This window comes from Paludisphaera soli (assembly GCF_011064595.1).
GTDB classification, from domain to species: domain Bacteria; phylum Planctomycetota; class Planctomycetia; order Isosphaerales; family Isosphaeraceae; genus Paludisphaera; species Paludisphaera soli.
Map to the genome: position 1 here is coordinate 20,795 of NZ_JAALJI010000042.1, position 13,404 is coordinate 34,198.

General features: G+C 67.6%; 4 protein-coding genes and 1 pseudogene. 4 read left to right on the top strand and 1 reads right to left on the bottom strand.

Annotation, left to right across the window (positions count from 1 at the left end):
* Positions 1–697: 697 nt before the first annotated feature.
* Together G6O68_RS33715 and G6O68_RS29440 are read left to right on the top strand one after the other, a co-directional pair.
* Positions 698–1,099: pseudogene (locus tag G6O68_RS33715) on the top strand (DUF4114 domain-containing protein); the annotation flags it as partial.
* A gap of 1,641 nt (positions 1,100–2,740) precedes the next feature.
* The gene (locus tag G6O68_RS29440; RefSeq protein ID WP_240911558.1) at positions 2,741–12,010 is read left to right on the top strand and encodes an Ig-like domain-containing protein; all 9,270 of its coding nucleotides are present in this window, start codon (positions 2,741–2,743) and stop codon (positions 12,008–12,010) included.
* A 2-nt stretch (positions 12,011–12,012) separates the two neighbouring features.
* On the opposite strand, the gene G6O68_RS29445 is transcribed toward G6O68_RS29440, so the two are convergent.
* The gene (locus G6O68_RS29445; RefSeq protein ID WP_165252938.1) at positions 12,013–12,198 is read right to left on the bottom strand and encodes a hypothetical protein; all 186 of its coding nucleotides are present in this window, start codon (positions 12,196–12,198) and stop codon (positions 12,013–12,015) included.
* Positions 12,199–12,495: 297 nt separating this feature from the next.
* On the opposite strand from G6O68_RS29445, the gene G6O68_RS33100 reads away from it, so the two are divergent.
* Both G6O68_RS33100 and G6O68_RS33105 read left to right on the top strand, forming a co-directional pair.
* On the top strand, positions 12,496–12,666 hold the full coding sequence (locus tag G6O68_RS33100) for a hypothetical protein (protein ID WP_240911559.1): 171 nt from the start codon (positions 12,496–12,498) through the stop codon (positions 12,664–12,666).
* A gap of 60 nt (positions 12,667–12,726) precedes the next feature.
* Positions 12,727–12,879, top strand: a complete 153-nt coding sequence (locus tag G6O68_RS33105) for a hypothetical protein (RefSeq protein ID WP_240911560.1) — start codon at positions 12,727–12,729, stop codon at positions 12,877–12,879.
* The last annotated feature ends 525 nt before the right edge of the window (positions 12,880–13,404 follow it).

Here is a 13,404-nt window from a genome sequence, read left to right on the forward strand (position 1 = left end):
GCTCAGGCCGACCATGGCCGGTCAAATAGCAGCCCGTGAACGGGTACCTTCGAAAGGCGAGACGAAAAGCTGCTTTATTGGTCATTTGCGACCCGCGGCGGGGCCGCCCATCACACGCTCGCCGTGAATCCCCAGGGCAGAAAACCGAGATCCATATGCGAGGAGCTATCGGGAGGTAAGTCCCGGCCTGTTCTCAAGCGATTGACAAATGACGCGAAGACTCGTGAAAAGAGCCGTTAGGACCTGGCGTAATGCTTGGTGTCAATGTACGATGGCCGCCTCAATGTAGCCAGGTGCGCACCCCGACGAAGGGGTGGGCGAGGGACGGCCAACCCACCGGGCTGCCTCCCCTTACAATCACCGAAGCAGGACCCCCCCGATGCCGGGTACTCCCGAAAGAGACGGTCTGTCTAGCGATCGACGTCGGCATCCGGGCCGCCCCAGGAAGTCGTGGAGGTCCCGTCGCCTCAAAATGGGGGCCGAGCCGCTCGAAAGGCGGGTCCTGCTGCACCAGTCCCCCTGGACACGGTGGGGGGACCCCGCGCCCGAGCTCGCGGCATGGGTCGAGGCTCGCAAGGCTCCGGCCGAAATCGGAGCGTCGCCGGCCATCCGCTGGCGGCCCCGGTCCGGGCCGGTCGGCGAGGCGTCCCGGGTGCCGGGTGAAGCGGGCTCGACGACCTCCACCACCTTCACTCTGATGGCGCGCCGGACGTCGTCCCGTAACGAGGTCGGCCTGTTCCTCGTCGACGACGCGAGCGGGCGGATCGGCGGCTTGCGGCCCGGCGACCGGGGCTACGCCGCCGCGGCGCTGGCCCGCGGGCAGGTCCTCTTCGGACGCAGTCAGGACGCGGGTGCCGTCGCCCAGCTTGAGCTGCCCGGCGGCTCTTACTTCGGGACGTACCTGGTCCGGGACGGGAGTCGGGAGGCGTACCTGGCCCGGGGCGGAGGGCGCCGCACGGGCCGGAAGCCGATGGTCTTCCTGTCGTTCGCGGCCGCCAACCCGGACCGCTTTGCTCATGTGCGCCGGCCCGCCGCCGACGTGCTCGCCATGGAGGACCGGTGGCGGGGCGGGGATCGGGACTTCGACGACGCAGTGATTCGGATGGCCTTCGCGGTCCGGCCCGGGGGCGGTGACGGGCCCGAAAGCCCCGGGACGAACCTGGCTCCCGTAATCCGGATCGAGGGCCCGGCCGATGGTGGGGCGTTCAACCGGAACTTCACGATTGCCGGAACCGCGCGCGATGATGGCGAGCTGAGGGCGGTCGACGGCAGGCTGATCGGCCCCGCCGGGGAGGCGACGCCCGTGCTCGCCTCCCTGGATGCAGCGACAGGCGCGTTTTCCATAGCGACCTCGTTCCGCACCGACGGCACCGAGGACGGCCGTTACACGGCGAGGCTGATCGCGAGGGATGACCGAGGTCTGGAATCGCCCCCCGCCGAACTCGGCTTCACGCTCGACACCCTGGCCCCGGTGCTGTCCCTCACGCAGTCCCCCGGCCCTTCGCCGGTCGGGGTGCCTCCTATCTTCACGGGGATAGCGACCGACGGCCTTTCGGGCGTGCGACGCGTGCAGGTACAGCTCGACGGCGGCGAGCCCCGGGACCTCCCGATCGATTCGACGGGGCGGTTCTCCTATGAGCCGGCCCTTCGCCTCGACGGCGGGGATGATGGGCTACACTGGGTCCGCTTCATCGCCACCGACGCGGCCGGCAACGATTCCCTCCCGATCGACGGCTCGTTCACCCTGATCGCGGCCCCCTCGGGAACGGTGCAGGTCGGGCTCGCCCCCAGCTCCGACTCGGGGGTCGTCGGGGATCTCAGGACGACTTACGGCCGCGTGCTTCTCGTCGGACGCGCTTCGCCGACCTCGCGAGTGCGCCTGCCGAACCTCGATCGGGAGACGGTCGCGGACGCCGCCGGCGTCTTCCGCTTCCCGGACGTCTCGCTCTTACCCGGCGAGAATCGATTCGTCTTCGTGGCGCACAGCTCCGCCGGGGACGGCTCGACCGTCGCCGTCACCATCGTCCGCGAGCCGACGAGCGGCCCGCCCCAGGCCGATCCGGTCGTCCTCTGGAACCGCATCACGCTCGAGGCCATCGCGGCCGAAGCTGTGAGCCCCCCAGTCGCCTCGCGAGCTTTGGCGATGGTGCAGGCGGCCGTCCTGGACGCGGTGAACGCCGTGGACGGCGTGCGCGGGGAGTACGTCACCCTCCAGCCAACGGGCGAGACCTCGGTGGCGGCGGCCGTCTCGGGCGCGGCACACCGGATCCTCGAGCATCTATTCCCGGCACGCATCGCGACATTCGACGCGACCCTGGCGGCTTCGCTGGCGGACCTTCCCAACGGCCCCGGCAAGGCCAACGGGCTGGCCGTCGGCCGGTCGGTCGCCGACGCGATCGTCGCTTGGCGGTCCGAGGACGGCGCGACTCGCTACGTCGAGGCTCCTTCGGACGACACGTTGGGCCGTTGGCGACCGACCCTGCCGGCTTTCGTCGAGGCGGTGACCCCCCAGTGGGGCCGGCTCGAGCCGTTCGTCTTGACGACCGCGGATCAAGTCCAACTCCCAGGACCGCCCGACCTCGCCTCGTCTCGCTACGCGGCCGACATCCTCCAGGTTCAGGAACTGGGCCGGATCGACAGCGCCACGCGCACGGCCGAGCAGACCGAGATCGCCCGGTTCTGGGCCGACCCGCTCGGCACCTATACGCCGCCCGGCCGGTGGAACCAGATCGCGCAGGAGGTGGCCCTGGCCCAGGGCAACAGCATCTCGGCGAACGCCAGGCTGTTCGCGATGCTGGGGATTGCCCTGGCGGACGCGGCGATCGCGTGCTGGGACGTGAAGTACGAGACGAGCTTCTGGCGGCCGATCACCGCGATCCGCGAGGCCGACGTGGACGGCAATCCGCTGACCACGGCCGACCCGGGCTGGGCTCCCCTCATCACGACGCCGGCCTTCCCGGAATACGTCTCGGGCCACAGCGCGTTCAGCGCCGCGGCGGCGACGATCCTCACGTCCGCGCTGGGCGGCGTCGGCTTCGCGACGACGTCCCCAAGCCTCACGGGGGTCCGGCGCTCGTACGCCGACTTCTGGGACGCGGCCGACGAGGCGGCCAGCAGCCGGATCTACGGCGGGATCCACTATGCCTTCTCGGTCGAGGACGGCCTGACGCTCGGCCGCCAGATCGGGGATTACGCGCTGGAGCAGTTCACCACGGACGACCGGCAGCCGCCACGCCTGCTGGTCGACGGCCCCGCCTCGGGCGCCGTCTTCCGCGACGCCCCGATCCTGACCGGCCGGGTGAACGACGCGGTCAGCGGCCCGGCCTCGCTCGCCGCGTCGGTCGACGGCGCGGCCCCTGCGCCCGTGCCGTTCGACCCAATCACGGGATCATTCCGATTCCAGGCGGCGTTTGTCGCGGGAGGTGCCGCCGACGGTGCGCATACGATCCGCCTGGTCGCAGCCGACCATGCGGGCAACACCTCCGCGCCGCTGGAGTGGCGGTTCGTCCTCGACACGCTCGCCCCCGCGATCAGCCTGACGTCTCCGGCCCACGGCTCGGAGGTCCAGGGCTCGATCCGCCTGACCGGCGTCGCAGACCCGCAAGGGTCCAGCCTGGTGCAACTCGCCTACTCGCTCGACGGCGGCACCTCGACGGCCGTACCCTTCGCCGCCGCGACGGGCGCGTTCGACGCGACGATCGACCTCCAGCGCCTCTCCGCCGGCGCCCACACGCTCGAACTGCGCGGCGTGGACGCCGCGGGGAACGTCTCCACGCGTGTCGTGCCGCTGACCGTCACGCGGGCGTCGACCCCCACCGTGGCCCGGGCCGAGCCCCAGGGCGGCTCCGTCGACGTGGGGACGACGTTCCGGCCCAGGGTGACCTTCAATCGGCCGATCGACGCGACGACCCTGAGCGAGGCGAACTTCTACGCCTCCTACAGCGGCCGTAAGCTCCCCATGACGATCGTCCCGGCGAGCGACGGCTCGTTCGCCTGGCTCTTCCCCCGCGAGCCGATGCCGGGCTCGGCCTCCATCACGCTGACGGTCGACGGCTCGACGATTCGGGCGTCCGACGGCGCCCTCCTCGACGCCGCGGGCAGCGGCCAGCCGGGCAGCCGCCTCGAACTCCGGTTCACCACCGTCTCGAGGACGAACGTCCCCGGCACGGTGATCGCCGGCGTCGTGGTCGATCCGGGACCCGACCGGGCACCGATGACCCTCGACGACACCCGCCCGGGCCCGGACGGCCTGCTCGGGACCGGCGACGACGTCTACCTCCGGCCGATCGCCGGCGCCTCGGTGTTCATCCTGGGGCGGGAGGACGTGGTAGTCCTCACCGACGCTCAGGGCCGCTTCCGCTTTGACGCGGTGCCGGTCGGCAGCGTCAAGCTGGCCATCGACGGCCGCACCGCCACCAACGTCCCGGCCGGGGTGTTCTTCCCGGAGATGGTGATGGACCTGGTCGTCCAGCCCGGCCGGGTGAACACCGTGATGGGCACGATGGGCGACTCGACCCGCGCCGCCGCGCTGGCCGACGTCACGGGCGTGTACCTCCCCCGCCTGTTCCAGAGCATCCTCCAGCCGGTCGGCGGCACCGCGCCGGTCACGATCGGGGCGATCGCCGCCGCTGCCCCGGAACTGACGCCCGAGCAGCGGTCGAACCTCCGCCTGGTGGTCCCGCCTGACAGCCTGATCGGCCTCGACGGCCGCAAGCTCGCCTCCGCCCAGATCGGGATCAGCACCGTCCCGGCCGAGTTGGTGCGCGACATGCTGCCCCCGGGCGTGCTCCAGCACACCTTCGACGTGACGATCCAGGCCCCCGGGGTCAGCACGTTCGCTGCGCCGGTGCCGATCACATTCCCGAACGTCTTCAACGCCCCCCCCGGCACGAAGCTCAACTTCCTGAGCTTCGACCACACCACCGGCCGCCTCGTGATCGAAGGGACCGTCACCGTCTCGCCCGACGGCAAGAGCGCCACTACCGACCCGGGCATGGGCGTCATCCATCCCGGTTGGCACGGGATGGGTGCGGAGGGGAGCGAAGGAGATGGCGGGGACGATGACGGCGGGGGGTGCAAATGCGGAGGCGGAGGTAACAGCGGCGGCGGAGGTAACAGCGGCGACGAGGAGGCACCTCCCTTTGTCAAAGAGAGCCTCCCTCTTATTTCCGGGTTGGTCCCTTCCTGGAAAGCCAAGCAGTTTGCCATCCTCGAAGATGGGACCACCCACGTCGGCGACCAGGCCGGTGCTTTCACGGTCCTCGTCCAACCACCTCCCAGGGACCAGGGCGACGGCTCGGGCGGCGCACCCGAGTGTCCGCCTGACGACCCGACGCCGCGAGTCGTCAGGCGGATCTTGGAAGTGGATGCTTCCGGCCCGCTCGGTGATTTCCTGGAAATCGACGGGCCATACCCCTTCAAGGACCGGATCCAAATCGAGGTGAGCGTGGGCAAGGACCCGGTCAAGTACTCCCTCAAACCTCTATCCCTTGGGGAGATGCGCGCCCGTCGGGGCCGACATTGGGAGGAGAACACGCTCTACGGGGGGACGCTCCGCATCAAGATCAAGGACGAGATGTCCGACGGGTCGACCCAGACTTTGTTCGATAACGAGGAATATTTCTATCGGTTCGTGGAGGCGACGGACGACGATCCCGGCGATCATCTCGTCAATTTCCCCAAGGCGGTGGCCGGGGTTCAAAGGCGAATTCCTTTCGACATCGTGGCAGACAAAAGCAGCAACCCGATTTTTCTGCCTGTAGGACCTTTCGGCTTGGAGAACGACTTTGACTTTGTCGTCTCTTTGAACCCCACCGGGACCACCAATGACGGAATGCTGGAGTTCTACGGCGCCGACGGTGTCAGGATAGGTCTGGAAAGCCTCAGGCAGATTGGCGCGCAACCTCTGCGTGTTGGCATCGACATCTCGCAACTCGCTCGGGAGCTTGAGGATGCAAAACTGATCGATCTCGGAGTCAATTATACGCAGCTCTCAAACGACATCATCTCAACCGTCAAGAGTATCCTCGGGACCATCCCAGGGTCGTCGCAGATCGTTCAAATCGTGCCGGCCGGTACGGGGGGGCGGGACTTAACGTTTTCCCGGACGCTCGGACAAGAGGGCTCTACGGGGATCACGAACCCGCTCGCCGCCTTACGGCTGATCCAGCAGCGGAGCAATACCCAGAGCAAATACGCCTCCATCTTCGCCATGAGCAAGGTCATCGGGCCCGAGCTCTCGGGGGAGATTGTCATCGACATTGGAAAGGTTCTGCAAACGCTACGATCGCCATTCGGCGACCCATTCGGGGGCTCGGATTCAATCCGAGCCTACACGAGCAAAGTCATCACTCACGAGATTGGTCATGCTCTAGGAGTTTTCGGGCATCCAACAGTCAACTCCATCGACGACATCATGCGGTCTGCGTCCGTGCAGACGGCCACGGAGCCGGGATTCTTCTACGTCGCAGGCTCGACCATCCAGGTGAGCGCCGGGGGCTGGTGGTCGCTCGACGCGGCCCTTCGGGGCTTCAAGTACGCGCTCACTGTGGACCCTATGAAAGGTTACGACACCGACGAGGCCCCCCCCCAACCCATCTTTCCAGAGGGCCTCCCATTCCTCGACGAGGTGAATGGCGTCCCCTCCCCGACCCGACTAGATCTCGGGCGGATCGATCGCGACGCCCCCCAGTCGATCGCCCTGAGCGTGAGCAACCTGGGCAGGACCTCGATCAAGGACCTGCGGGTTTCTTTGGTGACGCGCGACGGGAATCGACTCGGAGAGATCGAGCCGGGCGCGATCACCATCGACGTGGGAGGCACGGCGAATTTGTCGCTCTCGTTCGCGACCCAAGTCCTGGGGACCACCGAAGCCGTCCTGCGGGTGGGATCCGCCGCAGCGGGCGTGTTGGCTGAGGTCGACATCCGATTCACGGCAGTCTCCCGGGCGTCCTCGCTCGAGTTCGAGTTGGTCGACAACAACCTTGGGGGCGTCTTGACAGGCAGGCGCTCTCGCGAAGTTGTCGTCGGATATCTCGTCAACCACGGCGACTCGCCGATCTCCATCACCGACTCCGGCCTGATCACCCCTGCCAACGGGTTCGGCTTTTCCTTCGACCGGGTCAACCCCTTGGACGGCCCGCTCGTCATCCAGCCTGGCGGACGCTTGGGCGTGAAAGCGTTGTTCGCCCCCGAGCGCGAGGGGCTGACAAGGACGCAGGTTCGATTCGTCTCCGACGCCGCGATCAACTCCACGATTTCCGTGACGTTGGTCGGGACGGGCCTCCCGGCGATGGGCGGACCACAATGGGGCGCCGACTACGTGGCGTTCGTCACCCCTGATCTCGCCAATTCCGTCACGCTTCGGACGACTAGCGACGCCGCCGGCAACTTCCGACTCTTCGTGCCGGCGAGCCAGCGGTTCGAACTCTCCGTCTTCGACCTCGAGACTGGACTGCTCGGGCTGAACTACGGGAGGACGGCGCAATCCGGCGTACCCACACGCCTGACGGCCGGCATCGTCTTCGCCGCCAGCACCGCGCCCGACTCCGACTTCGATGGCCTGCCCGACGACGTCGAGTTCGCCGTCGGCACGCTGCGCGGCAAGGCCGACAGCGACGGCGACGGGCTCGACGACTTCGCCGAGATCATCCAAGGGCTCGACCGCACCGGCTCGTCCGGGGCGCTCCCGACCGGCGTGGTGGCAGGGCTCTCGCTCGCCGGCGAGGCGCGCGAGGTGGTCGTCGCGGGCGGCACGGTCGACACGCGACAGATCACCGGCTACGTCGCCACCGGCTCGTACGGCCTGGCGGTCGTGGACCTGACACAGTTCCGCAAGCCGGTCTTGCTTGGGGACGTCGATCTGGCTGGCGACGCCGTGGACGTGGCCGTCGACGCCTCGACGAACGTCGCGGTCGTCGCGTCGGGCGAGGGCGGGCTCCACTTCATCGACGTCTCCGACCCGCGCAATCCGAGGCTCCTCCGCACCCGGCCGATCGACGCCCGTCAGGTGGAGATCGTCCGCGGCGTCGCCTACGTCGCCGACGGGGACACCGTCCGCGCCTACGACCCCACCAATGGCGAGGAACTCGCCGCTTCCGCGAGCCCCCAGGAGGCCGAAGTCACCGGCCTGGCCGCCGAGGGTGGCTTCCTCTACGCAATGGACGCCGGTCGGCATCTTCAGGTCTACGATCTGGCCGGGTTCGGGTTGAAGTCCCGCGGAATGGTGCAGATGCCGCAGGGGGCCGCTCGGATCTGGGTCAGCAACGGCATCGTCTACGCGGGCGCCGCCGGCTCGCACCCGCAGGGAGGCTACGCGACCGCCGACGTCTCGGACCCGGACCGGCCCGTCGTGGTCAGCGACAGGGACGTACCCGAGGGGTTCGCGGTGCCCGGCCTGGCGCTCATCGAGAACGGCGCGGGCCGCGGCCTGCTGATCGGCAGGGAAGGGGGCACCGGGCTCGCGGCGGTCTACCTCATGAATACGGGCGACCCGGAATCCACCTACAACGTCGCGACACGCTTTCCGCTCCCTTCGGAGCCGGGCGGCGGGGCCATCGCTGCGGGGGTGGGCTTCATCGCCGGCGGCGCCTCGGGCCTCCATGTGGTCAACTACCTGCCGGCGGATGCCGGGAGCATTCCGCCCCAAGTCGTCGTCGCGACCTCGGCGATCGACCTCGACCCCGAGAGGCCGGGCATCCAGGTCCCGGAGGGCAGCCCGATCTTGTTACCGGTGACGATCCGCGACGACGTTCAGGTGCGATCCGTCGAGGTGCTGGTCAACGGGAAGGTCGTGAGCAACGACGTCTCCGCGCCGTGGGACCTCCGGGTCGTCCTGCCCACGCGGGCCGAGGCCGCCACGGCGACCGTGCAGGTCCGGGCCACCGACACCGGCATGAACGCGACGCTGTCCACCCCGATCGTCTTCGAACTCCTCGCCGAACGAACCGCGCCGACCTTCCTCGGCTCGACCCCAGGGGAGGGCGGCACCGTGGTCCGGTCGAGCCCGGTTTCGCTCCGCTTCGACGAGGGGCTCGCCCCGGGCTCGATCGTGCCGAGCGGTTTCCGCCTCACTTGGCTCGGTCCCGACGGGCGGCCCGGCGGCGGGGACGATGCGGTCTTGCCCCCGGTCGCGATCTCGTTCCCTTACCTCCACACCATGATGATCGCCGCCGCGGACCCGCTGCCCGTCGGCAATTTCGAGTTGGTCGTGGAGCCCGGCGCGGTTGCCGACCTGGCGGGCAACCCGCTCGGCTCCCGCATCACGTTGCACTTCGCCAACGCCGAGTTGGAGCCCGGCGCGGTCGGATGGATCTCGAACGCCAGCGGCGACTGGAATGACGCGGCGAACTGGAGCACCGGCCGCGTGCCTGGGCCGCTGGACGACGTCGTGATCGACCGGCCGGGGGTCGCGATCACTGTGACGCACGGCTCCGGCGAGACGCACGTGCGCAGCCTCCGCGTCGCCGAGGCGTTCGTCCTGACGGGAGGCCGCATCAAGGTGACCGGCCGCTCCGAGATCCGTGGCGCCCTGACGATTCGCAACGCCACCTTGGAAGCCTCGGGCCCCGACGCCTCCCTCGTGCTGCCCGCGTCCGGGCAGTTCGCGTCCGCGGTCCTGTGGGCCAGGAACGGTGGGGTGATCGACGGGAGCGCCATCACGGCCATCCAGGGCAGCCCCAATTTTGTGGCGTCGGGCGAGGGCAGCGTCATCAACCTCCGACGGCTCGCGAGCTTCACGAACGCGCTCTTCGACGCGTATGGCGTACCCGGAGCTGGGATCGCCTCCGGGGTCGACGGCGACGTCGGCGGCCAGATCATCATGCCGTCGCTCACGACGCTTGAAGGGGTGAGATTGAGCCTTCGCGGCCCGATCGATGCCGGTCGTCTCACCTCCTTCACGAAGGGCTATCTAAATGTCGGGGGTGATCGACCATGGGTGTTCCCCGAGCTGAGCGATATCACAGATAGTTCGATTCGCCTTGACTTCGATGCGATGCTGAGCCTGCCCGCGGTCAGGGAGGTGCACAGCCATCTTGCCTATCTTTCCTGGGACGCCTCGGGAGGTGCGCTCGATGTCCCCAACCTTGTGAGTTTGACGTACGACAACGACTCCTGGCCGTTTCGCTTGTCCGCATCGTACGGGGGCCAACTGAAGCTGCCGCGGCTTCGGGAGATCCGCGGGTTCGTCGAGGTCTACGCCGGCAGGTTTCAAGGAGACCTTTCCGACGGAAGCGAGATCGACCTCTCCGGACTCACCTCGATCGCTCCGCCCGACGCCTCGGAGGCTTTCGCCAGACGACCGACCATCTACGTAACCGGTCGACTCCGCGTTCCCTCGCTGACGGCCCTCGAAAGCGTGGACTTGTCCATCCTTAGTGGCGCCACGATTGACACCGCCCAGATCACCTCGTTTCGCAACGGCAAGCTCACGCTCGAGGCCTCGGTCGATTTCCCCTCGCTCGCGAACATCGACGGCGCGACGCTGGATGTGGGCCCGGGCCAGAGCCTAAGCCTCCCGTCGATCACGCAAATGCGGAACACGAGGGCCGGCGGCTTCGTCGTCCGCGGGGGCTACCTCGCGCTGCCGAGGCTGGAGAGCATCGACGGCCCCGTGTCCGTGAGCGCAGGCCGCTCCTCGAGCGATCTGCCGGCCGAGATCGACCTCTCCGCTTTGAGGTCGATCAGCAACTCTCACGGCAAGATCGCTGCTGGCGACGGTCGCATCCGCATGCCTCTGCTCACCTCACTGGATGGATTCGAGCTTGCGGTCACCGAGGCCACGGACACGGCCCAGCTCACCGCTGTCACGAACGGGGTGATTTCCTTCTCGGGTCATAATCCCCCCGATCTTTCGGGGATCACGAACGCCGATGGCTCGCAAATTTACGTATTTGGAGGTGTTCTCCGTCTGCCCGGCCTCAGATCCTTGAAAACCGGACCACACCCCGGGAGCCTGGGGTCGATCTACGTCGCCGCAGGTGCCCACCTGGACATGTCGAACATGAAATCGATCGACCTGCCCAGTGCCCAAGTGGGAGTGCCCTTGATTCGCATCTCACGGGGCGGCCTGCTTGAGATTTCCCGCGAGACCGTCAGCTGGAACGGCGGAGTGGTTATCGCCGACGGCACGCTCCGCGCCGGCAGACTTCTGCTGGAAGGTCGGTCCGAACTCACGGGAGACGGCACGGTCCAGGCGACGGTGCAGGTCCAGGGGACCCTGGCTCTCAACTCCGCAACGATCGACGGCGACTTGGTTGTGGATGATGGGGGTCGCATAGAGGCCTTGCTCGGGGTCAATTCGCAGTTCGGTTATGTGAGCCGCCTTGTCGTGACCGGGACGGCCTACCTGGGGGGCGTCCTATCGGCCTCGATCTACGGCGCCTTCCCGTTGCGGGTCGGCAACTCGCACGAAATCCTGGCGTACGGGTCGAGAGTGGGAGAGTTCCGGGCCACTGAGGGGTTGAAGGCGTACGAGAGCTTCGGCTTCGTCCTCCGGCCGGTCTACGGTGCCAGCGGCTTGGCGTTGCAGGTCGGTCGGCCCCTCATGGCCGCTTCGGTCGGATCGTCCCGGGAGCCGGGGGCAGGCCCTTCGGACGCGGACCTGCAACGGACTTTCGACGCCGCGCTCGAGCGATGGGGGGCCGTCTTGGGTCGCCCCATCCGGCCCCTGCTCGACGAAGTCGACGTCTCGCTGGACGACCTCGCGGATGGAGTGCTGGGGGTGGCCATGCCTGGCCGAATCGCCCTCGACCGCGACGCCGCCGGCCACGGCTGGTTCATCGACGATTCTCCGTGGGACGACGCGGAGTTTTCGGCGGAGACCGGACGCCAAATGGGAGAACCCGAGCGGATCGACTTGCTGACGGTCATACTGCACGAGGTGGGGCATCTTCTCGGCTACGATCACGAGGATGACTCGGCTACCGGACCGATGTCGCCGACTCTAGCGGGCGGGACCCGGCGAACTCTCCCGTCGGGGGTCGTGAAATATCTCGTGGACAAGCCATGATTTCATAGCCTGGTTGACGGCTCAAGATAGCCGAAGCCGTTGAGGATCATGACGAGCTTGACCTTGGCCAAGAGATCGGCTACGGGCTTCTTGTAAGCACGGTCGGATGCGCCGCGGAGCGACGGGAGCTTCCTCCCGGCGTTCCGCCTTCCCTCCTTCTCCGCCGAGTCGTCAAGGTCCGTCAGCACGGGCTGGCACTTCACGGGCGGCCGCATGGACAAGGGCGCCGACGGCCTCGACCTGCCCGCAGTGCTCGATCACATCGAGGAAGAGATGCCGAGGGCAATGTCGGAAGTCCAGTGGACGATGAACAATACGCTCGCCGCGATGGGCATCCACCACGCGGGGCACCGAGAGCGTACGGTCGCCATCCACGCGGGGATCGGGCTGTATCGAGACCGGCCGGTTTCCAGGGGCTGCATTCCCCCTACGTGCCGGTGTGGGTCGAGGCCATAGCGAACAAGCAGGGCAGAAGAAAGATGAACATGTCGACCGACGTGATCCCGAAATGGCGGCGCTCCACCGGCTGGGTGCGCCCCGGCGTCCTCGCCGTCCCGTTCCTCCCCTGCGCCTGCTTCAAGATCGCACAGCCCCAAGGGTTCCTCGAGGAGGAGATCAAGACCTACCCTCGGGTTCAGCCCTGCCGCTCGGGGTGATCGAGCTGACGGTGTTCGTGCTCTACCTCGTCTTGAGGACCGCTACCTTGAAGGCTTCTCATGCTCGCCTACCAAGGCGGCGCGGCGGCCAACCACGTACAAACCAACGACGACATGTTCTACGTGCCGGGCAGGATCGGTGCCATTGCGTGGATCGGGCTGTATCTGCACAACCCCAAGCCCCGCTCGCGTGTCCCGCTGGTGGCCGAGTAAGGACGACGGTATCCCGGCCTAACCCCCCGTCGGCCGTCACTTGACGCGGAATTCGCCCCGCTGGAACCGGGCCACCAGACCAGGGAGGTCCACCGGCTTGGTCACCACAATCACCTCATCGAACTTGGTCCCGCCTTGTACCGTTGGTACCGTTTTGGACCCCGTGTACCGCCAAATCGCGAGACGTCTTGCATCGAATTACACCGTCTTGCAAATGTCCCTCGCTCGATGTAAATTGGTAGGGCACTGATACCTCTTTGCAATTCGGCGAGACGCTCGGGCCACGGTTCGGGTCCGTGAGGCCGGAGGTTCAAATCCTCTCGCCCCGATTGGCAGGATGCTGATATAACCCCTTGGGCGGAATGCCAGTTCCGCCCAAGGGGACGCGCTACCCAGAAGCCCTCTCGCAAGGCTCCCAGGGAAACGTTTCAGGGAAACGTCTTTCGGGAGGAGCCTCTCATGCCTCGACCCCCCAAGCCGTGGTACGCCCGCGGCGCGTGGTACACCGACTTCGGCCGCCGCAAC

What these genes read in the sequence shown, in the direction of transcription:
- G6O68_RS33100 (WP_240911559.1), top strand. Translation starts at nt 12,496, where the DNA reads ATGTCGACCGACGTGATCCCGAAATGGCGGCGCTCCACCGGCTGGGTG.
- G6O68_RS33105 (WP_240911560.1), top strand. Translation starts at nt 12,727, where the DNA reads ATGCTCGCCTACCAAGGCGGCGCGGCGGCCAACCACGTACAAACCAAC.